The 23107-nt window shown below is 45.6% G+C and carries 17 protein-coding genes; 13 read left to right on the top strand and 4 right to left on the bottom strand.

The genetic code is table 11. The features are described 5' to 3' along the window. The first annotated feature begins 7 nt into the window (after positions 1-7). Both PHI12_10110 and PHI12_10105 read left to right on the top strand, forming a co-directional pair. Positions 8-3097, top strand: a complete 3090-nt coding sequence (locus tag PHI12_10110; protein ID MDD5511147.1) for a DNA methyltransferase — start codon at positions 8-10, stop codon at positions 3095-3097. Positions 3098-3100: 3 nt separating this feature from the next. After that, the gene (locus PHI12_10105; GenBank protein ID MDD5511146.1) at positions 3101-6259 is read left to right on the top strand and encodes a DEAD/DEAH box helicase family protein; all 3159 of its coding nucleotides are present in this window, start codon (positions 3101-3103) and stop codon (positions 6257-6259) included. An 804-nt stretch (positions 6260-7063) separates the two neighbouring features. Here PHI12_10105 and PHI12_10100 read toward each other — a convergent pair. Together PHI12_10100 and PHI12_10095 are read right to left on the bottom strand one after the other, a co-directional pair. After that, complete coding sequence (locus tag PHI12_10100; protein MDD5511145.1) at positions 7064-7771, bottom strand: response regulator transcription factor; 708 nt, start codon at positions 7769-7771, stop codon at positions 7064-7066. Between the two features lie 33 nt (positions 7772-7804). Beyond that, positions 7805-9355 carry an ATP-binding protein gene (locus tag PHI12_10095; protein MDD5511144.1) on the bottom strand — a complete coding sequence of 517 codons (1551 nt, stop codon included), beginning with the start codon at positions 9353-9355 and terminating at the stop codon, positions 7805-7807. 882 nt (positions 9356-10237) lie between these two features. On the opposite strand from PHI12_10095, the gene PHI12_10090 reads away from it, so the two are divergent. The 10 genes from PHI12_10090 to PHI12_10045 all read left to right on the top strand — a co-directional run bounded on the left by PHI12_10090 (position 10238) and on the right by PHI12_10045 (position 18424). Continuing rightward, positions 10238-10705, top strand: a complete 468-nt coding sequence (locus tag PHI12_10090) for an Hsp20/alpha crystallin family protein (protein MDD5511143.1) — start codon at positions 10238-10240, stop codon at positions 10703-10705. Between the two features lie 739 nt (positions 10706-11444). Continuing rightward, complete coding sequence (locus PHI12_10085; GenBank protein ID MDD5511142.1) at positions 11445-11615, top strand: hypothetical protein; 171 nt, start codon at positions 11445-11447, stop codon at positions 11613-11615. An 18-nt stretch (positions 11616-11633) separates the two neighbouring features. Beyond that, complete coding sequence (gene dnaJ / locus PHI12_10080) at positions 11634-12758, top strand: molecular chaperone DnaJ (protein MDD5511141.1); 1125 nt, start codon at positions 11634-11636, stop codon at positions 12756-12758. Positions 12759-12908: 150 nt separating this feature from the next. After that, entirely contained in the window at positions 12909-13091 is a 183-nt protein-coding gene (locus PHI12_10075) for a hypothetical protein (protein ID MDD5511140.1), read from the top strand. Positions 13092-13193: 102 nt separating this feature from the next. Continuing rightward, positions 13194-13505 (top strand): co-chaperone GroES, encoded by a 312-nt coding sequence (gene groES / locus PHI12_10070; protein MDD5511139.1) that lies wholly within the window; start codon positions 13194-13196, stop codon positions 13503-13505. 25 nt (positions 13506-13530) lie between these two features. Continuing rightward, the gene (groL, locus tag PHI12_10065; protein ID MDD5511138.1) at positions 13531-15138 is read left to right on the top strand and encodes a chaperonin GroEL; all 1608 of its coding nucleotides are present in this window, start codon (positions 13531-13533) and stop codon (positions 15136-15138) included. Positions 15139-15642: 504 nt separating this feature from the next. Continuing rightward, positions 15643-16248, top strand: a complete 606-nt coding sequence (locus PHI12_10060) for a hypothetical protein (protein MDD5511137.1) — start codon at positions 15643-15645, stop codon at positions 16246-16248. Between the two features lie 26 nt (positions 16249-16274). Further along, positions 16275-16631: a hypothetical protein gene (locus tag PHI12_10055; GenBank protein ID MDD5511136.1), complete on the top strand. Its 357-nt coding sequence runs from the start codon at positions 16275-16277 to the stop codon at positions 16629-16631. A gap of 531 nt (positions 16632-17162) precedes the next feature. After that, entirely contained in the window at positions 17163-17450 is a 288-nt protein-coding gene (locus PHI12_10050; GenBank protein MDD5511135.1) for a helix-turn-helix domain-containing protein, read from the top strand. A 407-nt stretch (positions 17451-17857) separates the two neighbouring features. Then, the gene (locus PHI12_10045; protein ID MDD5511134.1) at positions 17858-18424 is read left to right on the top strand and encodes a manganese efflux pump MntP family protein; all 567 of its coding nucleotides are present in this window, start codon (positions 17858-17860) and stop codon (positions 18422-18424) included. A gap of 205 nt (positions 18425-18629) precedes the next feature. On the opposite strand, the gene PHI12_10040 is transcribed toward PHI12_10045, so the two are convergent. Beyond that, on the bottom strand, positions 18630-19010 hold the full coding sequence (locus PHI12_10040) for a thermonuclease family protein (GenBank protein ID MDD5511133.1): 381 nt from the start codon (positions 19008-19010) through the stop codon (positions 18630-18632). 488 nt (positions 19011-19498) lie between these two features. On the opposite strand from PHI12_10040, the gene PHI12_10035 reads away from it, so the two are divergent. Next, positions 19499-22702 (top strand): PAS domain S-box protein, encoded by a 3204-nt coding sequence (locus tag PHI12_10035; protein ID MDD5511132.1) that lies wholly within the window; start codon positions 19499-19501, stop codon positions 22700-22702. Positions 22703-23009: 307 nt separating this feature from the next. Here the strand turns inward: PHI12_10035 and PHI12_10030 are convergent. Then, on the bottom strand, positions 23010-23107 hold a 98-nt coding region (locus tag PHI12_10030), incomplete at its 5' end, for an integrase core domain-containing protein (GenBank protein ID MDD5511131.1).

Below are 23107 nucleotides of genomic sequence, written 5' to 3'. Positions count from 1 at the left end.
AGTGAGCATGCCAACACCAAAAGAAAAATTCCAAGGATTGCTTAGAGAACTCTTTCAATTTAGTTCGGCTGACCTCGATTTTGGTATTTACCGAATAATGAACTTCAAGCGAGACATAATAGAACGATTTATTCAGAAAGATTTGATTGAGGCGGTTAACAAAGAGCTATCTTCTGGAATGCTAGCTAGCCAATCTAAAGCAGCATTGGAACTTGAAGAAAAAGCAGCTCAGATACGTGAGACACTTGGGGAAACGGCACTCAATGGCGACGGTAATCTCGTCGAGGAATTTCACAATACAAAGGTGGGCAGAGAATATTTGGATCTCCAATCGCGTGCTTCTGAGGCACAGGAAAGTCCCGCCTTTGAAGCTACAATCTTTAACCACCTATATGCTTTCTTCTGTCGATACTATGATAGCGGGGATTTCTTATCCAAGCGTCGCTACAGTCGCAGAGAAAAGTATGCTATCCCCTACAACGGCGAGGAAGTTTATCTGCACTGGGCGAATAGTGACCAATACTACGTGAAGACCGGAGAATGTTTTAACGACTATAGGTTTAAATCTCCATATGGTATAAGCGTCCACTTCAAGCTTGTTGCCGCGGATGTCGAAAAGGATAACGTCAAGGGAGACAAGCGGTTTTTCATGCCACTATCTCGTGACGTGGTTTTCAATGCAGAGAAAAAAGAAATTACGATTTCTTTCCAGTATCGGCCGCTGACGGAGCAGGAGGAAATCAAGTACGGGCAGCGTAACCAGCAAGATGCGATTATTAAAGAAGCTTTGGATACTATTCCGGCTGAGCTGCAAAAGGAAGTTGATGCCCTACCGGCCCTAGTGAGCACCCATCACACCGCTAGCAATGGGCAACAAGTTAACTACTTGGAACATCACCTACGCCAATATACCAGGCGCAATACCTCTGACTTTTTCGTCCATAAGGATCTTAAAGTCTTCCTTATGCGTGAGCTGGACTTTTACCTTAAGAACGAAGTACTGAATCTTGACGAGATGGAGGTCGGTGGAGAGGCACATTCAGAAGCCTGGTTCCAGATTATGCGCGTAATCAGGTCTATTGGTAGCCGTGTTGTCGAATTTCTGGCTCAGATTGAAGACTTTCAGAAAAGGCTTTTTGAGAAAAGGAAGTTCGTCCTAGAAACACAGTATTGTATCACGATGGCCAACGTCCCAGAGGATTTCTATCCAGAAATCGCCGAGTGCGAAGCCCAATGGCAGGAATGGAAAGAGCTCTTACACCTTGATGAAGAGCAGCCGAACCTTTTCACGTCAGCGGCTAGAAACCAAAAAGAACGCCGGATCGCTACCCTAAAAGAGCATCCCACATTGGTTCTCGATACGAAGCATTTTGACTGGCAGTTCAAAGACCAGTTGCTAGCAAGCTATGATAGCTTGGATGAATTAACTGATGGTCTCCTGTTTCATGGTGAAAACTTCCAGGCACTTAACCTTCTTCAGGGGAAATATCGTGAAAAGGTGAAGTGCATCCACATTGACCCACCATACAACACCGAAGTCAGTGGATTTTTATATAAGAATGATTATAAACACTCTTCGTGGCTATCAATGATGGATGACCGTATTTCGGCATCTATGCCGATGTTGCAAGGCGATGGGAATTTTCTCTGCCATATAGATGAAAATGAATATGAGCGTCTTTATGCTCTGATAGAGCGTTATTTTAACAATGTTAATACCGGGGTTTGGGATAAGTTGAATCCAATGATGGGTGCGCAAGAACTTGCGATGCAGCATGAATATATCCTTTTTTGTACAAATGAACCTAAGCCTTTCATGGTCAGGCCTGAGAACGTGAGACTTATTCTATCACTCGCAGATTCTGCTATTCGAAAACATGGCTGCGCAAGCGAACAAGCATGCGCAGAGTTCAGTGAAGCGGTGAGAAAGGCCCCTGGACTTTCGGGAGGAGAACGCGCTTACCATTGTTTGGATAATGAAGGGTATGTCTACAGGCTAGCAGCCATGGGTTGGCCTAATCCCAAGCCTCCACCTCCGCAATTTTTCGAACCATTAATTCACACTATTACGGGCAAACCCTGTCCGGTCCCCGCGAGAGGGTGGTCACAATCACCCGAATCAATGAAAAAATTAATACAATCAGGGCTTATTATCTTTGGGCCAGACGAAACTACTCAACCGCAGAAGAAAGTGTACCTTTCCGATGAAAAAGCTTTATCTTCAATCATTCGTAATGGTTCTCGCGGAAAGAACGATTTACAGCAGCTCGGTTTCGACTTCGATTACAGTCATCCAGTCTCTCTTTACGTGACCTTGCTAGATGCAGGACTAGGTTCTGAAGCCAATACTATTGTCGCTGACTATTTTGCCGGCTCCGGCACAACTGCTCATGCTGTCATTAATCTGAATCGGGAGGATGGCGGAAACCGCCGGTTCATACTTGTCGAGATGGAAGAGTATTTCGACACTGTCCTTCTTCCTCGTATAAAGAAAGTTATCTATACGCCAGAGTGGAAGGATGGAAAACCTAAACGGGCATCTACCACAGAGGAAGCAGAACGAAGTCCGCGTATCATAAAGTACATCTGTCTAGAGAGGTATGAGGATACTCTGAACAACATTACCTTCCCGGATGTTCCCAAGACCCTGTATGACTTTGATGATTACCTGCTGAAGTACATGCTGTCCTGGGAGACAAAAGAGAATGAGACGCTGCTTAACATTGAGAAGCTCGCCAGTCCGTTTTGCTACAAGCTTACTATAACCGGCGGAGAAGAAGCACAGGAAAAACAGGTAGATATCCCAGAAACCTTTGCCTACTTGCTGGGATTAAATGTTAAAACCCGCCGTGTCTATCAGGATGAAGAACGATATTACCTTGTCTATCGGGGAAACATTGACCATAGGGAGATCACTGTTATCTGGCGTGAGACATCTGGATGGGAAAAAGAAGATTATGAGAAAGATAAGCAGTTTATAGAGGCGAAGAAGCTCACTGAAGGTACTGACAAGATATTCGTAAACGGCGAGAGTTTCATTCCAAAGGCACGGACACTGGAAAGTGTCTTTAAGAGCCGTATGTTCGGGAGCCTGTAGCTTATGACCACAGCTACGAAACAGACTGAATATATCAAGCTAGAAAAACGTCTGGTACTGCTTGCCTGGCTGAATGATCTTTTTGGCTACAAGAGTAATCAGGAACTGCTTTCAGATATGAAGGGGGCTGACGAAGGGTTTGACCCATACGGTCGAAGCTTCATCTACCACCGTCTAATTGGTCGGGGCGACAAACTGAATATTCCTCAAAATGACCTCGACCGCTACGACGAGAACATCCGCCACCATCTTGCCACCATCAATCAGCACCGTCCAGAACCAATTACTCTGCGCTATTTTCAGCACTTGGCACTAGTTTACACTGAAGTACTTCTGGACTGGAGGTTCAACCACCCCGGTAGGATGTTAAGCTCTCTTAATGATTTTATACGTGACCGTAACTCACACAAATCTGTCGGGGATATCCCCGACCCTGAATTCAGCGATACATATTTGAACAAGCTCGCCTTTTGGATGGCCACTGGTAGCGGTAAGACGCTTATCATGCACATCAACTATTTGCAGTTTCTTCACTACAACTGCAGACCACTGGATAATATTCTGCTCATCACCCCCAACGAAGGGCTTACCGAGCAGCATATGGACGAGATGATGGCCTCCTCCATTCCCTGTGAGCGGTTTACTCTTGGAGAGAGCGGCCTTGGTTTGATTCACCCTGACACGGTACGTGTTATTGAAATAACTAAGCTAGTCCAGGAAAAGCGAGGTGGTGGCGTAAGCGTTCCTGTCGAGGCTTTCGAAGGAAACAACCTTATATTTGTAGATGAAGGACACAAGGGCTCCGGCGGCGAGGCCTGGAGAAGATTTCGTGATGCACTTGGGGAGACCGGCTTTACTTTTGAGTACAGTGCCACTTTCGGTCAGGCACTTTCTGCTTCTCACCGGAATGAACTGACGGATGAATATGGTAAGGCGATAGCTTTTGACTATTCCTATCGGTACTTCCATGGTGACGGCTATGGGAAAGACTTCCATATACTGAATCTTCAAGAAGAGACTACCCAGAAGAAGACCGAACTTCTGCTGCTGGGAAACCTGCTAAGTTTCTACGAGCAGCTGCGATGTTTTAAAGAGAAGGCAGACACTTTACGTCCGTACAATCTGGACAAGCCCTTGTGGGTTTTTGTCGGCAGCAGCGTAAACGCAGTATACACAGAGGCTCGCCAGAAACGATCTGACGTACTCACTGTAGTCCGTTTTCTGGATCATTTTCTTGAGAATAAGAACGGATGGGGAGTTGAAACCATTCGTAAGATAATTGGCGGGAAGACTGGGTTGATAGATGCACATGGGGATGACGTGTTCGCTAGCAGATTCGAATACCTGAGGGGGGCAGGATATGAGCCGGAAGCAGTATTTTGTGACATACTTGCGAGCATCTTTCACGCTCCGGTTGGTGGTCAACTCCACATCGGTGATATACGAGGTATGACTGGAGAGTTAGGGCTCCGGGCTGGAAGTTCGGAGGATTATTTCGGTCTTATCTACATCGGTGATACCAGCACGTTTAAGAAATTAGTGGAAGCCGATGGCGCTGGAATTAACGTGGAAGATGATGTGATTTCAGATTCGCTATTTGAGGGAATCAATTACCCAGCTAGTAAAATCAATGTCCTTATCGGCGCAAAGAAATTTATGGAGGGATGGAATAGCTGGCGGGTTTCCAATATGGGCTTGCTAAACATAGGTCGGACAGAGGGTTCGGAGATAATCCAGCTTTTTGGTAGAGGCGTGCGCCTACGCGGACTGGATTATAGTCTCAAACGAAGTGCTGCTATTGACGGAGAGCATCCGGAACACATCCGTCTGTTGGAAACACTGAACATTTTCGCGGTTAGAGCCAATTATATGGCGCAGTTCCGAGAATATCTCGAGCGTGAGGGATTAGAAACTGAAGGTCATGTTGAATTGCCTCTGGCAATAAAGCCTAATGAGGATTTCTTGGGGAAAGGATTATTTTTACCGTACCTTCCTGAAGACAAAGATTTCGCTACGGAATGTAATATCTTTGTGATACCGGATGCGGCAGCCAAAGTCAATCTGGATATGTCTTTGAAGGTTCAGTCCATGCGGAGCTTGTCCGGGCAGCTGGCAACGACAGCTATGAAGACCGGACAGGAACAAATTATACCATCAGAAAGCCTGGATTTAATTGATTGGGAAGCAGTCTATGTCAAACTACTTGAGTTCAAAGAGGAGAAGGGGTTCGCAAACCTAATTATCCAGTCTTACATGCCTCGTAAACTACTTGAGCAGAAGGACTCGAAGTTGTACTCACTGGTATCAGATGAAAGAGTGGTTAGACCTCAGTCATTTTCTGAATTGGGTCTGCTTGAGGAGACCGCTATATCGATATTGCGCAAGTACCTTGAGAAGTACTACCGCGTATGCAAAGAGCGATGGGATTCCAATAACAGGGTTTATGCCCTGTTGGATAAGAATGACAGCAATTTTCAAAACTATTCTGTCCGTATCGCCCGAAGTGAAGCTGAACTCATTAATGCGGTTAAAGCGCTAATTGATGAAGGCGATCGCATATACAAGGATGAGATACGAGAGCTTCCAAACATTCACTTCGACCGTCATCTGTACCAACCCCTACTTATCGAGAAAGGTGACAAAGTGAAAAGCAGACCTCCTGGTTTGAATCAAGAGGAACGACGGTTTGTGAATGACGTACGGAAATTAGTCCGCCAAGAGAAAAGCAAATCGTTAATGAATAAGGAGATTTTTCTATTACGTAACCTTAGCCGGGGCAGTGGTGTTGGTTTCTTCGAAAATGAAGGCTTTTACCCCGATTTTATCTTATGGATTAAGGAGGGAAACAAGCAAAGGGTGATTTTCGTCGAACCACATGGGATGATGCATGAAAAGGCTTACGAACTAAGCGATAAGACGGTGTTACATGAACGCCTAAGTCTGTTGTCAGAATCTTGGGCTACTAAGACTGGGCTTCACAACGTAAGCCTAGATTCGTATATCATTTCAGCCACACCTTATGAAAAACTACGCTTTTCTTACGGCGATGGCACATGGTCTCGCGGTGATTTCATAAACAAACATATTCTCTTTCCTGAACCGCTAGAAGATGCCAATTATCTCAAACCTATGTTCGAAGATGTTCAGGTTGCACGTTTCTGACTAATGTATAACCCTTCCACGTTAAACGATAAGAAGTGTGACTAATGGTGAGCTTTTGCTCTAATCGTACTGTATAATGTTGCATAGACTTATGGCTGCGATTAGCCACTAGATACGATATTGTCTTGTTGACTATTCGAAGAGCGTTTTGTATTATCTGAGAGTTCTGTTCCGGTCAGCCATGAGTCAACTCAGCCATAGCACCTTATTCTATGTATATTATACTAACAAGATATTCATGCACAGCAAACTGCACCCCCGCGGATTTTGGAAAGAAGAGTAAGTTTGACCACGCTACAGGCTGTCATAACTACTGGGCATGATAATATCAAGAACAATGACATGGACGAGCAATGGGATATGATTAACCACAGCCTTACTGAAGATAAAGTTAAGGCATTATATAACCTGTAAATAATATTGATTCTAACAGAACTTTAATATTACTCTAACGCTTTTCTAACAAAAAATGTGGTAATTTATTTATGGAATCTGTTATAGAGGCAGCTTCTAATAGGTCCTCTAAATACCAGTGGAAAAGGAGGTGATGGCTATGCTGAAATGGTTATGCCGTTGGCAGATGGTCAGGCTTGGCTCCCCGCTGGTAGGTCTTGCAGGGGATGACGGGTAGTGTGGTTACCAGCGGGGAGCCAAAGAAAGTTCCCTGAGGCTTCTCGCTCATCCTTTGCCCCTTCTTGGTATAAGCATGGGGTCTCTGGCACAATGCCAGGCTAAAAGAAGCATGGGAGAAGAGGATCTAGAGATGAGTCCCGTGGTTACACCACGGGACTCACTTTTTACGAGCTATTGCGGTTGGTTAAACTGCCTGAACCGGTAGCCTAGCCCACGTTCGCTAAGTATGTATTTTGGATTCTTGGGGTCTATTTCAATCTTCTGTCTAAGGTATGTAATATATAGCCGTACGTACTGATCTTCGTCACGGTATTCTGGGCCCCAGACACGTGATAAGAGTGTCTCGTGAGAGAGTAATTTACCAGCGTTGCTCACCAGTTGGTAGAGCAGTCGGTACTCGGTCGGTCGTAGCTGTATCTCCTGACCTCGAGCAATAACCTTTCTCTGGTCAAAATTGATTCGTAGATCACTGTCAACGATTATTTCCGAAGCCGCCGCTAGGCCTTTCGCCTCTGTTCTTCTTAACACAGCCCGGATTCTCGAAACAAGCTCTCTTGGATTGAATGGCTTGGTCATATAATCATCCGCACCAAGATCTAGGCCGTGAACCCGATCAAGTTCCTGCCCCTTTACGCTAAGGAAAATAACCGGTACCAATGACACCTGACGGATCCTCTTTAGAGTCTCGAAACCATCCATATCTGGCATCATGATGTCAAGAATGACCAATTCGGGAATCTCTTGGGTAATCCTTTCGAGAGCTTCGCAACCGTTACGGGCTTCTATAACTTGAAACCCTTCTATTTCCAAGTTCATACTAATAAACTTGATTATCTGAGGTTCATCATCCACCACCAGTATTTTCTTGCCACTATTCATAGTAGTCCATATCCTTTAGCGATCAAGCAATGATCATACAATCTTCTCTAAAGGCAGGGAAAAAGTAAATCGAGATCCTTTGCCCACTTCGCTGTCAACCTCAATCGTTCCCCCGTGAGCCTCTATTATTGACTTGCAGATATATAAACCCAACCCTAGCCCTTTCAATTTGCGCTCTAACACACCATCCGTACGGTAGAAACGCTCGAAGACACGCTGTTTATCAACATTTGAAATACCTAGGCCCTGATCGCTCACTGTCACTCTAATCTGGTTGTCTTTTTTTCTACCTGATATGGTTATGGTGCCGCCGGTAGGGGAATACTTCACCGCATTATCTACCAGATTGTATATCACTTCTTCTATCATCTGTGGCTCAACGAGAACTGGAGGAAGTTCAGGCTCAAAATCACTTTTGAAGTCATGTATATTGCTGACGACCTGGAAGCGTCGCATAATTTTACCGACGAGGTTTGTAAGGCTCACAGGCTCTTTTACCAGTATCTTAACACCGGATGATATCCGGGACGCAAGTAAGAGCCTACTTACTAATGCACTAAGGCGATCGCTTTCCTCCTCAATAACATTTAGCCCCTGGCGTAAGGTTTCTTGATCCCACCCGCCTCCGCTACTAATTAGTGTGCTCGCGTAACCCTTGATGATAGAAAGAGGGGTCTGTAATTCATGTCCTAACATTGAGAGGAATGCCTCCCTGAGATTCTCAAGCTCTCTAAAACTTGATAGGTCTCGAACATTGACTACAGCATTCACAGGCTTACCATCCATAGAAGGGAGTATGGAGTATTTCATTGCTACGTCGAGCCCTCGGCCATTTTTCTTCCGGATTATTCCTTGGCTTTCTTGAACAGTGTCCGTTCCCAGATAGGTCTTTACTATCATAGGGCATTGTGTATAGCACAGACTCTTATCGTCTCCTGTCCGGAAATCTAATATTTTATGGCATTCCTTTCCCAGCGCCTCATCTCTACTGTAACCGGTTAGCTTTTCCATCGCCCGATTAAAGCCGGTTATCCTACGCTGGGAGTCTATACTGACTATACCATCAGCACTGCCTTCGAGAATGGACTCAATTCTCTGTTTCTCCTTAGCCAAAAAGTACGCTAGTTTAGCGTTCTGCACGGCAGTGGCCGCCTCTTCGGCAAAAGCAGCTAGGATTGGTTGGTCTACTTTGGAAAAGGGGAGTGAGTTTAAGGGACGAAGGACATAAATTAAGCCCATCCACTTTTCTCCGATTTGAAGCGGCAGTGTAATTATAGGGTCTTGTATTACACCTTGGTTAGATAGTGGCAAGGTGGAATCGGGAAGAAGTTTAGAAAGGAGGTTAAAGCTCACTTTGCTGCCAGCAAGATCAGGTGCGATTTCAGTAAGGATTGACTCAAGCTGAGCTAGTGAATTGGCATCCATACTGTAAGAAGCATCGACAATAAAGCGATGCTCTGCTTCATTCCAAGTGGCTACCACACCAGAGCTACCACCCAAAGCCTTGACCGCATTCCTCAAGATTAACTCTAGTGTTGCCTTAAGGTCAATCGACTCTACAATCGTTTTTGGAATCTCTACCATTGCTCATTTAGACCTCATCAGTCAAAGTCTACTAACTCTAACGTATTTCTAACGTTTCTCTAGCGTTATTCTAATACAAGTATGTTTAAAATGAAACCAGCAGTCGAAGTATGAGAATGCTAAATTAGGTGACCATATTAAGGATTCGAACAAGACCCAGCTTTGTAGGGAGAAAAATGATTAGCGACTTCAATCTGGTTCGTTCACGGTTAGAAAATGAACGAAAGCATTTGAGTGAAGAGCTCGAGCGATTACGGACTAGCATTACCTTTTCACAAGACAGGCGAGATGAGGAAGCTAACGAATATTATGAATTAGAGAAACAGCTGATCCTTAGAACGCAAATAGAGGACAGCGTAGGCGAAGTCTGTGAAGCTCTACGTAAGTTGGAGCAGGGAACTTATGGGCTTTGTGAGAACTGTGGTCGTCAGATAAATCCGGAACGGCTAGAGGCAATGCCTCAAGCCAGACTATGCCTGGCTTGTAAGGATAACCAATTAAATAATAAACAGCTAGGTCGTCCGTATGTATTGGCTAGGCCACTGTGAATTGAGCGACTGAATCCGATGAGTATGTTTTAGATTATTGGAGGGAGGAAGGAAAATGAGTGGATTTGGGCAAACCCTTGGAATAAAGCTGATCACATATGCCGAAAGGAGGTGCCAAAGTTGTGGGAAGCTAACGCATGCTCACGAGTTAGGCGTGATGGCTTTGGTTATTAGAACGTAAATATCATATATTACGATAATGCTTTTGGTGTGTTAATTGTGCCAAGCTAAGAGAGATTACTAAAAGAAAGCATCCCAGTAATGAATATCACAGGCAAGCCGAGGAAGGCAGTATGATTAGTAAAATCAATAAATCATACAAGGAGGTGTAACAATGACAATGATACGTTGGGAACCATTGAGGGAAATGACGACCTTAAGGAATGCTATGGATAGGCTGCTTGAAGATAGTTTCGTCAGACCGTCGCGGTTGTGGCCAGAGATAGGAATAGGCAACCTATCAGTGGACATGTACCAAACTGCTGACGATGTCGTGGTGAAGGCAGCTATACCCGGCATTAAACCTGAGGAGGTTGATATCACAATCAGCGGAGACACCCTCACAATCAGGGGAGAGCAGAAGGAGGATCGGGAAGTCAAAGAGGAAGACTACTTCTATAAGGAGCGTCGCTACGGTACCTTTAGCCGATCGGTAGCTATACCAGTACAGGTTAAGAGTGACAAGGCAGAGGCAGTTTTCGAGAACGGCATCCTTACTCTGACCTTACCCAAAGCTGAGGAGATAAAACCCAAGCAGATAAAGGTCAAACCGAAAGTAATGATCGAAAGTGCTAAGAAATAGTCTGACGGATGCTTCCCTCGGCTTGCCTCAAATTAGTGGGAAAAGTCGCACTCTATATGATGAAGCTCTACTACCTACTAGGTTAGATAGCACGGATATACCTAGTAAGGAAAGACTGTAATTCAGCAGGGAAATTACCCTCTATACTCCTACAGGTTATTCTTGGGTTTGTCCAATACCTCCGAAAAGCACTCGTGATCGTCCGCTCAAGGTGAGAAAACTACGGGTGGGCGGTAACGCTATTGATTTGTTCTTTGAGAAGCATATGGGACGAACAAAGGTGTCTGTACTCAGCAATAGAGGGATTAAGAATACTAATAGCAAGAGAAATAGACAGGATTAAAATGAATACATGACAAGATGTTGCAGATGGAAGAAAAAACACTTAACTGAAGCCTTTTGGAACTGGACAGTTTAAAAATCTAAGGTTAATAGCTGGAGGTTAATGTATGCCAATCTATGAATACGAATGTACAAAATGCTCACATAGATTTGAGATGAGAAAGGGGTTCCGAGATAACGGGGGGGCGCCATGCCCTCAGTGCCAGAGCGAAGCCCGTCGTCTTTTCTCACCGGTGCCAATAATCTTCAAGGGCTCAGGGTTTTATGTTACGGATAGCAGGGGGGACAACCACCAGCGATTAGAAAACAGTTAGAAACACAAGAAAGACCAGACATGAAATCAAGAAACAACTACAACCAGTATGTGAATCCGGTTACCATAGTGAGGATCTAAAACATGACAGATGATGCAGTAGAGGAAACGCGAACGGAAAGGAAAGAAACCAGAGAGATTATCTTCAAGTGTAAGTATTGTGGTAGAACTCTGCCGTTTTCTGAGATGAAGACTTTAACCAGGTTCTTCCCGACGGTTATAGCGTGCCGAGATTGTGCGGAGAAAATGGAGTAGAAATACGAGGCGATCGAGATGTTTACAATGAACACGATGAAACGAGATTATTACGAAGTTCTCGGTACTGATAGAAACGCTGATGAGGCTACGATTAAAAAGGCATACCGCAGTCATGCCATGAAGTATCACCCCGATAGAAATCCAGGGGATATTCAAGCAGCAGAGCACATGAAGGAGATAAATGAAGCCTACGCGGTCCTTAGCGATTCTCATAAACGCAGCCTTTATGATACCTATGGCCACGCCGGTCTTGAGAGCTATACCCAGGAGGACATATTTAGGGGCGTTGATTTCTCCAGCCTGTTCCATGAATTTGGTCTCAGGGATTTCTTCGGATTTGGTGATAGTCTGTTTGATACCTTCTTCAGCCGGAGGGCGACTACAAGGAAAGAAGTGAGAAAGGGTACTGATTTGAGATACGATGTCAAGGTTACTCTGGAAGAAGTAGCCTTCGGCACCGAGAAGGTAATAGAGCTATCGAAAGTTGAGGAGTGCGCTGCCTGTGGTGGAACCGGAGCGAAGCCTGATGGCCTGGAGCGGTGTCAGGGCTGTGGCGGCACTGGGCAGATTGTTAGAGAGCAGAGGTCGGGATACAGCGTTTTCAGACAGATATCTGCCTGTGACAAGTGTGGTGGTAGAGGCAAGATTATCAAGTATCCCTGCGAAGGGTGTCAAGGTAAAGGGGCCATTAATAAAAAGAAAGAGATAACGGTAAAGATACCTGCTGGTGCTGATACCGGCTACAGTATAAAGGTTACCGGCGAAGGTAAAAAGGGGGAAGATATGCCTGGTGACCTATATATTGTCCTAAACGTGGAAAAGCACCCGACTTTTGAAAGACATGGCTCAGATATATATATTCAAAAGGGCATATCGTTTACTACGGCAGCCCTTGGTGGCGAGATAAACGTGCCTACCCTTGATGATAAGATCAAACTAGAGATACCTGAGGGGACGCCGACTGGTACCGTTTTTAGGCTGGAGAATAGGGGCGTTCCACACATTGACCGCCATGGCCGCGGCGATGAGTACGTCATTGTGAAAGTGGTTACACCAACTAATCTGAGCTTCCGAGAGAAAGAATTACTAAAGCGATTTGAAAGGCTAAGACGAAAGTCAGGAAATGAACCTGGTCAGTGAAAATGTTCAAGGCGATTATACTTTTTAATAATTCTAACGTAATTCTAACGTAACTCTAGCGCAGTTCTAATACAGGGTGGTCTATTATTTCAATTAGGTAGTCAGGGGGGCTGCTGATAACTCAGTTTAAAAAGGAAAGGAGGGGTAAAGATGGCGGTTTCTGTAAAACTTGGCGAAGTACAATCCGAGATTACGGCTGATGTCAAGAAGACAGACAACCTGAAAGTCCTTCTGAGGGTCGATTGGACAGATAAGATGAAGGAGATTACCTTTAAACCTTCTCAAGACCTCAAGAAGGGCGATAAAGTAAGAATCTCTGTTGAAAAAGTCTAAACGATACATCGCGGCAAAAAACTTCCGAAGAGTTTGAGGAGCAGCCTTCCTGCTTCCTGTAGGTTAATCCGAACCAAAAAAGTACAACCTAAGGAGGTTATAATGACAGCGAAAACAAAGACAACAGCCAGGCTGGAACCACTTGGCGATAGGATTGTAGTTAGGCCTATCGAGCGGCATGAAATGAGCAAAGGAGGTATCATCCTTCCCGATACCGCTAAGGAAAAGCCTCAGGAAGGGGAAGTGGTTGCTGTGGGCCCCGGGAAAATGGGTGACGATAGCCAAAGAATAGCAATGAGTGTTAAGACAGGTGATAAGGTAGTGTTTGCTAAATATTCTGGTACTGAGGTAGAACTTGACGACGAGAAATTATTGATCTTGCACGAGAGTGATATTATGGCACTAAGAATCTAAAATGAAGTTGATAATGGAGGGAAGCATGGCAAAGCAGTTAATCTTTGATGAAGAAGCTCGGGAGTATTTCAAGAGGGGGGCAGATACTCTAGCTAACACGGTGAAGGTTACTCTTGGCCCCAGAGGGCATAATGTTGTCCTCAGTAAGAAATGGGGCTCACCAATAAGCACTCATGATGGGGTCACGGTAGCCAAGGAAATCGAGTTAGAAGAACCTTTTGCTAACATGGGTGCTTCGCTTATTAAGGAAGCAGCTAAGAAGACTGGTGACGACGTCGGCGATGGCACAACAACTGCCACAGTCCTAGCTCAGGCTATGATTCACGAGGGGTTTAAAAATATCGCGGCCGGAGCTGAGGCGATGGCCTTAAAGTATGGTATGGAAAAGGCAACTGCCGCTATTATCGATGAACTGAAGAGTATGGCGAAACCGATAACTACCAAGGAGCAGATGACCGAGATTGCCACCATTACTGCGCACGATCCTGAAATTGGTAGAATCATTGGTGAAGTAATGGACAGGGTAGGCAAGGATGGAGTAGTCACTGTTGAAGAAGGCAAAGGTATAGGGTTTGAGACGGAGTATGTTGAGGGAATGAAGTTTGACCGTGGTTACATTAGTCCCTACTTCATCACTGATACTGATAAGATGGAGTCAATCATAGAGGACCCATACATTTTAATCACTGATAGTAAAATCTCCGCCGTTTCCGATCTTCTACCGGCTCTGGAAAAGGTCAGCGCCACAAGTAAGAATATTGTCATTATTGCTGAAGATATTGAGAAAGAAGCGCTGGCAACGCTGGTGGTGAATAAGCTCAGAGGTACTCTGAACTGTCTGGCTGTCAAGGCACCGGGATTTGGCGACCGGAGGAAGGCTATGCTTGAAGACATGGCCATTCTAACTGGCGGTCAGGTCATCACTGAAGAAAGAGGCAGGAAGCTCGACTCAGTTAACGTGGATGATTTGGGGCGAGCTCGCCGTGTGGTAGCGGACAAGGATAATACTACCATCGTTGAGGGTAAGGGTTCCTTGGGAGAGATCGAGGCCAGGGTGAAGCAGATAAAGACTCAGATTAAAGACACAAAGTCTGATTACGACCGAGAAAAGCTTCAGGAACGTTTAGCCAAGATAGCTGGTGGTGTCGGGGTGATTAAGGTTGGTGCACCGACAGAAGTCGAACTGAAGGATAAGAAGCGACGTGTTGAAGGATCACTGGCCGCAACTAAGGCAGCGGCTGAAGAAGGTACCCTCCCCGGTGGTGGTATCGCTTTTGTTAATGCTCTAGTGGCTCTTGACACGCTTTCTCTCGAAGGCGATGAAGCAACCGGGGCCAAAATCATCAGAAGGGCTCTTGAGGAACCCCTGCGGCAACTGGCAGTAAACGCCGGGTATGACGGGGCGGTTGTTGTCGAGAAAGTAAAGAGTTCGAAACGTGGTTTTGGCTTTGATGTTGTTAAGGAAGAGTACGTTGATATGGAAGAGAGAGGTATCATTGACCCGCTTAAGGTCACACGAAGTGCCCTTCAGAATGCTACCAGCACGGCTATGATGGCACTGATTACCGAAGCCATGATTACAGATATACCTGAGAAGGAGAAAGCACCGGTACCACCTCCTCCAGAATACTAAACTAATCAATTGTAGGTCATAATGTGGAGTAATTGGGGGCGCTTTAGTAAGAAACAAGCGGGAAGTCGCGGTTGTAAGGCATGATGACGATAAGGAGGAGCTTAAGCGAGTAAATTTTGTGTGCAGAAGGATAATTGCTGCAGTGGCGTAAGACTTGTCGAATGACAAGGGTAGAGAGCTAATCATGAAATAAGATCTCTATACCGCGGTTTTGGATAATCGATCTATCTCTCGGACAATACCTCTTAGGAATTGTGTCGATATCGATAGCAGCATTCTGCGAGTGTTACTTTGAGTTGACTCATGGTGGTCAGACATTTGTCAATTTCAAATATGATTGTAGATTTACTCATTCATAAATGAGAGGGGGTAAACAGATGAACTGCCCGATCTGTCACAAAGAAGTCAAAGCCCACATCTACTATTGTGCTAAATGCGCTGTCTATGTCCACGAGAAATGCCGGCATAAGCATATAGCTCACTCTCATAAGCGGAGGTGATATTGTGGAATTATCCCCATTAGCCAGAGAAAAACTTGCCAGTATCGGCGAGCTGACCGAGGAAGAAAGGACCAAGCTGCAATACTCTGAGGAACTGACATCTCTGCTGGCTGAATATTTTACTAATCAGCTGAGTAATGATGATCTCTGGAAAGAGTTAAAGAAGCATCGAGACGAAGGAAGAGGTGGAATTCTTAAGGATGCCCAATTAAGAATACTTGGCGCTATGAAATTATCAAGCAGTGACGCAGACATCACTAAGTTGCGCCAAGGCCTGCTGGCAATTGAGACACTAAAGGATAAGGGTGACTATTCTGGCCTTGAGCACGAGTTGGGATCTATCTTAGAACTGCGTCAGCAGTACAGGGAAGAAAGTAAGAAAACCTATGACAAAATCAAGGCTGATGTTGAAAGACAAGTTGGACTGGCCGTACAGCAACTCGCTGGTCAGGCTGCCTCAAAGGGGGCGACAATTGATGTACAGAGTTCTGTTGAAGCTACCACAAAGGCAAGTCCGGAGTGGAAATCATTTTCAACAAGACATGACAACACCTATAGCCAGAGATTTAAGGAGCACATCGAAAAGTTACATGGGATGCTCGATTCTTAGTAAGAACACGAAGAATGGGATGAAAAATGGTAGAAGCAATCCTGAGAGAAGAGCCACTTCAGAGGGAAGTATCTCAGAGAAACTATATACAGTCAGTCGTACTTGCACAAAAACAGGGGAGGCAAGGAAGTGAAATTCGGCACCTGCAGGAACTTGCCCTTAAGCAGATGGGCTGCGAATATCGAAACGGTCAGGCTGTTCGATATCTTGCGAAAGAATGGGGATTCTCGAAGGAAGATCTTATTGACCTACTGAGGACTGGCACAGATGATTACGAGCGGATTTCCGAGAAAAAACGTTTACAAGAGTGTTATGATGCGAAAACAGGAAAATACCTTACACTGAGGCAATGGGTGGAGCGTTTTGCTATAGATAAGGGATAACCTAAAGGAGTAGAGATGTACTTCGATTAAACAAACGTCGGGTAGTTTGTGATAATCTATGTCGATTAGCACCGTGTTGCTAGAGGCCTGAAATTGGTATTGGCAGTACGGCAACTTAGAGCATTAAAGGGGGTACTGATCATCGGAGGGTAAAATGTCCGACATTATAACTGCGCCAAAGACACGATGTTCTAGACTGCCTTCGAAGTGTCCCAAGCCTTACTGCAACAGCGCTATATTCATACCTCATGAAGATGGCTGGCAGTGTCTTAATTGCATGAAAATCATTTACAGAGAAGAGTCGCTACCTTACGTTGCCAATAATCATCCGGAGAGAATAGGGGCATATAAATGCGACCAACCAGGAACTTGAGAAGAGACCCCTACTGACAAACCTCCTGGTTTCCATAAATCATAACCTCACTGCTATCACAAATAGCAAGCTAGGAGACTTTCAGCGATCGAGGGTTAAATCTAAGATTGCCTGCTGAAGATAATGAGCCTTAACAATTTGCTGACCTGGTCGAAAGAATGGAAGGGGAACTCAGTACTGAAAGGGGCCAAAGGCCTGATAGAAATACCCTGCTGCCAAAGTATACGATGGCGGTAACAGTTACCATCACTGGTGTTGAGGCACATCGCATAAGAAGGTACGAAAACGCCGGTATAATTAGCCCAAATAGAACCGAAGCGGGCCATAGGTTATTTTCTGATAAAGAGATTATGGTCATAAAAGAAGTATTCAGACTGGACAAAAAGGGCATAAACATTGAGGGAATAAAGGCAATCCTAGCGCTAAGAAAAGGTGAAGATATTTAATGAAGTTGAAATGCACGTAGACATATAGAGTAGGTAAATCATATTGATCAACATGCAAGTTTTACGTGTATGGCCCCAGAACGTGAAGGGAAAGAATCGTTATAAAGCCGTAATCAATCGTTTTTCTTAAATATGAGTTCGGGGATTACCGCCATTTATTACTGGACTCTTTCGCATATTAAACTAACCCACAGCAGGCTATCATACCTGGTCAGTTAAATAATTCATGGATTATCCCACAAGCGCTTATATTGTGCAAAAGACCTCCTGGTATGCCTGAATTGAGAACAAAACAAAACTCGGTTTTGTTATCTTCTCAACATCCATTTAACGGCTTATTTGCGCTCCATAATCTGCGTTCAACATAACCTTGGATAAAACGCTCGCTTATGTCATAATTCCTTGAAGTGATCGAGGACGTTTCTACCATTTTACCGATAGCGCTCGCTCTGTCAGCAGATAGTTTCGCAGTTTCCATCAGTTGTAGTGTATCTATTGGCTCCCCATCCAAGTTACAGATAATTCGCCAAGCTACTGCGTTTGGATCATTTCATGCCTTAATGACATTTCTTGGCTGGCTTGCTGGAAATAGAATTTGGGTAATAATAAGTGGATTCGACCATTGGCTATCGTTCGGCATGCTAGTATTTGTCGGAAGTAGAATGATCTGGGAATCTATACACAGCAATAATCGCACTAATGCAGGACTTCGCTATGATAAAACTACTTCACTACTGATTTTGTCCGTAGCAAATAGCCTTGATGCGCTAGCCGTTGGATTTGGGCTCAGCTTCCTTGATGTTAGTATTGCCTTAAGCAGTACGGTTATCGGAATTACAGCTTTCGGTATCACTATTTTAGGCTTATTACTGGGCACCAAGTTTGGTAAATTAGCAGGACAACGTGCACATACAGCTGGGGGTGCAATTTTAATAGCTATCGGTACAAGAATCCTTATCTCTCATATCTTGTGATTTGTTACCCATGTGTTCAATCAGTAGGTGGAATAACCTGATACATATACTGAAAATAAATTTAGTTAGGAAAATAAGATAAAGCGGGCATAACTATATTCACTACCACACAATAACTAGGAGTGCGAAAAGTCATTGATAAACATTACTCGTTTGTCTGCCCAGATAAAGCTAACAAACACTCAATACGTGTAACAAACCTCCATTAATCTAAACCCCAGCATCCCCTCCCCTCTTCCCGCGCCTCCCTCTCTAAATCGAGAAACTGCTCGTTGTACTTCACATCCGGAGGGTAAGTGTAGACGTGAGCATAGCCTTGCCGCACCAGCTCAGCATTTACCATTGTCTGGCCAACATATACATACCGCAAGAGACGGCCATACTTGTCGGTCTCCGAAACGTCCTTCTCCAGATGAACGGTCTTGCCTTCTACTAGGGCCCGGTTTGCGGCAGTTGCTTCGGCTGAGCAAGGTTGACCGACTTCGGGAGTGTCTATGCCAATATAACGGACCTTGTAACTGCTTCCGTAAATATTTACTTCAATGGTGTCTCCATCAATGATTCTGACAACCTGAGCTTCGGTCATTGATATATGTTGTTTGGTATCTGTCTCGGAAGGAGCAGTACTACAGGCAGTAAGGCATGTTGCTAATGCGATTATGCATGCCAGGGGTAAAACGTGTTTCCAAAGGTTCACATTTTTCACGGTAATAATATGTTGGTCTCTCATCCTACATACTCACCATCTTCATACTCATACTCTTATTATACATACATCATATAATAGCGGTTGAGAGTAGAGAATGTGAGAATGGCAGAATGTGGAGTGTGAAGGTTACAAAAAGCTCTTTTGTATTATCTCCATTCTCATTGGCTGAAATCATATAAATACGGTTATCGTTGCCAAAAACCTTGCATTTTTCTAAACGTTTTTCCATATGCCCTCTAAAAGTATTGCAAAAACCATTATTGGAGAGCATAATGTCCTCTAGATTATGTCAGAATATCCTAAGCCGTAATGAGCTGGGATTAATTTACAATATCAATCATATATGTGATTTGATGGACAAGGACATGCCAACAAAACAACTGTTAGAGAAGCTGGCCGAATCTGAGCGCCAGAAATCTTATATCCTCAGTAATTCCCCGACGTTTATCTTCTATCTGGATAGGGATTACCGCTATATTTTGGCCAATAATAAGTACTCCAGCCTCACTGGAGTAAGCCTTGAGGGTATAGAGGGTAAAAAATGCTACCAATACTATCAGCACAGAGATAATCCCTGCCCTGACTGCCCGATTACAAGGGTGCTGGAAACCGGAAGGGAGGTCGAAACGGAAATCTGCCGTGACGGTAGAACATACTTGCAGAAGTCCGTACCTATAAGTGAAGACGGAATAAAAGGAGTTCTGAGTTCAGGATTTGATATCACCGAGCGCAAACGGGCAGAAGAAAAAAACCAGCACCTGATGCAGGTACTACGTGCTATCCGCAATGTCAACCAGCTCATTACCAAAGAGAAGGACCAGAGGAAACTGCTCAAGGGTGCCTGTAAGAGCCTTACCGAGAGCCGCGGCTATTATAGTGCCTGGATTGCCCTGCTGGATGAGTCCGGAAAGCTTACGGCACATGCCGAGTCTGGGCTGGGAAAAGATTTCCAGCCCATGGTCGAGCGCCTGAACCAGGGTAAGATACCTGCCTGCGGGCAGACTGCGTTAAAGCGATCGGAAGTCGTAGTAACTGAAGACCCTGCCTTAATCTGCACTGACTGTCCTATCTCACATAAGTGTGCTGGCAGGGGAGGGATGTCTGTCCGTCTTGAACATGGTGGGAAGGTCTACGGATTGCTGGCTGTATCCGTCCCGCTTGAACAGGCAAATGATGCGGAAGAGCTGGGTCTACTCCACGAGGTAGCGGGGGATATTGCCTTCGCTCTGCAAGACATAGAGGTGGAGGAGCAGCGAAGACGATTGGAGCATGATGCAGCTGAGCGGGTAAAGGAGCTTGACTGCCTTTATGGTATTGCCGGGATTGCTGAAATACCGGGACTAACTGTGGCTGAGATATACCAGAAAGTGGTAGAGATACTTCCTGCGAGCTGGCAGTATCCGGAGATTGCATGTGCCAGAATTACTGCTGGTGACGGTGAGTTCAAAACAGCGAACTACCGGGAAACTGATTGGAGGCAGTCCTCGGCCATTAGAGTAAAAGGAGATACAGCAGGATATGTAGAGGTTGGTTACCTTGAAAAGAAGCCAGCACTTTATGAAGGCCCATTCCTCAAAGAAGAGCGGCTGTTGATAGATGCTATTGCTGAGCGGCTGGGAAAAATCACCGACCGCAAGAAAGCAGAGGAATCGGTTATAGCATCGGAGGCCAAATACAGATTCCTCACCGAGAATATGACCGACGTGATTTTTACCATGGACCTAGATATGAACATGACATACGTGAGCCCGTCAGTAGAGAGAATGCTGGGCTTCACTTCTGAAGAGAGAATGAAGCAGCACCCGAAGGAGCAGCTTACCCCGGAATCGTATAAGCTCGCCCTCGAAACCCTGCAAAGTGCCCTGGAAAAAGAGATAAGCACTGGCATACAGGACAATCAACTGTTCGACCTCGAACTGGAATACTATCACAAAGACGGGACAACGAGGATACTGGAGGTTATCTGCAAGCCCATTCGCGATGAACGGGGTAATCTGACCGGGGTCTACGGCCTGTGCCACGACATCACCGACCGCAAGAAAGCTGAGGATGCACTGAGAGAGGAGCACAATCTATTTGTGGGCGGGCCGACCGTGGTCTTCAAGTGGGCTGCGGCTGAGGGCTGGCCCATCGAATATGTCTCCCCCAATGTATACCGTATGCTGGGCTATACGGACAAAGAACTGATGGAGAGCAAGCACCTCTACAGTGAAATAATACACCCCAATGACCTCCCCAGGGTGACCGAAGAGTTTAACAGGTGTATAGATGGGGAATACAGACCCTTCGTGAGCGAATACCGTGTACTGCACAAGAAAGGCTCAGTTCTGTGGCTACATGAGCATGCCATACCCATCAGGGACGAAAAGGGCGAAGTTATTCGTAACCACGGCTATGTCAACGACATCAGCGACCGTAAGAAGGCAGAGCAAGAGAAGAGGGATCTGGAGCGGAAGGCCCAGGTGACCGACCGTCTGGCCTCGGTGGGAGAGATGGCATCCGGTGTAGCCCACGAGATTAATAACCCCCTTACCGGCGTGGTCGGCTTCTCCGAGCTCCTTATGCAAAAGGAACTTCCCGAAGACATAAAGGATGAGGTCAGGATAATACACGACGGCGCCCAGAGGGTGTCCGGTATCGTGAAGCGCCTCCTCTCCTTCGCCCGCCATCACAAGCCGGTACGAAGTAGGGCTAACATCAACGAGATAGTGGAAAACACCCTGTCACTCCGGACGTATTCCATGAAGACGGGAAACATCGAGGTGATCACCTCCCTCGACCCGGAACTCCCCTGGACGGTGGCCGATATAGGGCAGCTTCAGCAGGTGTTTATGAACATCATCGTCAATGCCGAGACCGAGATGAAGAGGGCCCACGACGGGGGAAAGCTCACCGTCAGGACAGAGCAGGCGGGCGAGATGATACGCATATCCTTCAAGGACGATGGGCCCGGTATAGCCAGGGAAAACCTGGCAAAGGTATTCGACCCCTTCTTCACCACCAGGGAGGTGGGTGAGGGCACCGGCCTGGGGCTGAGCCTCTCCTACGGCATAATTAAAGAGCACAAAGGGAACCTGTATGCCGAGAGCAGAAAGGGAAAGGGTGCCACCTTCTTTGTCGAGGTACCCCTCATAGCCGAAGCAGAGCAGCTCGAGATGGATGAGCTGGAAGAAACCTCAGGCAATAAGACGAGCGGCGGGAGGATACTGGCGATAGACGACGAGCCGAACATCCTCTCCCTGCTGGAAAAGGTACTCACTGGGGAGGGCTATAACGTGGAGACAGCTGGCAGCGGCAAGGAAGCGCTGGAAATGATAAGGAACAAGAGTTACAGCGCCGTCCTCTGCGACATCAAGCTCCCCTGGATGAGCGGTAAGGAGATATACGAAAAGATCGGAAAGATAGCTCCCTCCCTGAAGAAGAGGGTGATATTCATCACTGGGGACACCATCGGCAGTGGAACAGCAGCTTTCCTTGAAAAGACAAAGACTCCTTATTTAAACAAGCCAGTCGATACCAAGCTTCTAAGGAGAGAGGTAAACCGGGTGGTAATTACCCCAACTGAATGATTCAAGCTTATGCCAGAGTTCTGGAGCCACAGCAGAGCATCTACCCCTGCCGGCCGGAGCAACCAGAGGCATAATAAGAAAAATCTTTTCACCCTGTATCACTATCTTCATTACATTCCTGCTCTAACCTCAAGGATGTTGACTATCACCATATACAATAAGAGCCCTGTATGAATAACATGACTTTCTCCATTCTCATTGGCTAAAGTTATATAAATACGATTATCGCTGCCAAAAACCTTGCATTTTTCTAAACGTTTTTCTACATGCCCTAAAAGTGACCTGCCCCCAATAGTGGTACCAGTTGTTACCTCGTTGCCATAGTTAAGATAGCCGCAGGAGCTGGCGGTTGATATTCCAGAGCACTATGAGGACGTATCTGATTGTACTCCCTACGCCATTGTT

The organism is Dehalococcoidales bacterium, assembly GCA_028716225.1.
GTDB lineage: Bacteria > Chloroflexota > Dehalococcoidia > Dehalococcoidales > UBA5760 > UBA5760.
Note: the sequence above shows the minus strand (reverse complement) of the source record. Positions and strands in the feature narration are given on the sequence as shown.

Excerpts from the sequence above, each read along its gene's own strand:
- dnaJ (MDD5511141.1), top strand. The coding sequence starts at position 11,634 with ATGTTTACAATGAACACGATGAAACGAGATTATTACGAAGTTCTCGGT.
- PHI12_10100 (MDD5511145.1), bottom strand. The coding sequence starts at position 7,771 with ATGAATAGTGGCAAGAAAATACTGGTGGTGGATGATGAACCTCAGATA.
- PHI12_10105 (MDD5511146.1), top strand. The coding sequence starts at position 3,101 with ATGACCACAGCTACGAAACAGACTGAATATATCAAGCTAGAAAAACGT.
- PHI12_10085 (MDD5511142.1), top strand. The coding sequence starts at position 11,445 with ATGACAGATGATGCAGTAGAGGAAACGCGAACGGAAAGGAAAGAAACC.
- groL (MDD5511138.1), top strand. The coding sequence starts at position 13,531 with ATGGCAAAGCAGTTAATCTTTGATGAAGAAGCTCGGGAGTATTTCAAG.
- PHI12_10040 (MDD5511133.1), bottom strand. The coding sequence starts at position 19,010 with ATGACCGAAGCTCAGGTTGTCAGAATCATTGATGGAGACACCATTGAA.
- PHI12_10075 (MDD5511140.1), top strand. The coding sequence starts at position 12,909 with ATGGCGGTTTCTGTAAAACTTGGCGAAGTACAATCCGAGATTACGGCT.
- PHI12_10050 (MDD5511135.1), top strand. The coding sequence starts at position 17,163 with ATGGAAGGGGAACTCAGTACTGAAAGGGGCCAAAGGCCTGATAGAAAT.
- PHI12_10090 (MDD5511143.1), top strand. The coding sequence starts at position 10,238 with ATGACAATGATACGTTGGGAACCATTGAGGGAAATGACGACCTTAAGG.
- PHI12_10095 (MDD5511144.1), bottom strand. The coding sequence starts at position 9,355 with ATGGTAGAGATTCCAAAAACGATTGTAGAGTCGATTGACCTTAAGGCA.
- PHI12_10055 (MDD5511136.1), top strand. The coding sequence starts at position 16,275 with ATGGTAGAAGCAATCCTGAGAGAAGAGCCACTTCAGAGGGAAGTATCT.
- PHI12_10035 (MDD5511132.1), top strand. The coding sequence starts at position 19,499 with ATGCCAACAAAACAACTGTTAGAGAAGCTGGCCGAATCTGAGCGCCAG.
- PHI12_10110 (MDD5511147.1), top strand. The coding sequence starts at position 8 with ATGCCAACACCAAAAGAAAAATTCCAAGGATTGCTTAGAGAACTCTTT.
- groES (MDD5511139.1), top strand. The coding sequence starts at position 13,194 with ATGACAGCGAAAACAAAGACAACAGCCAGGCTGGAACCACTTGGCGAT.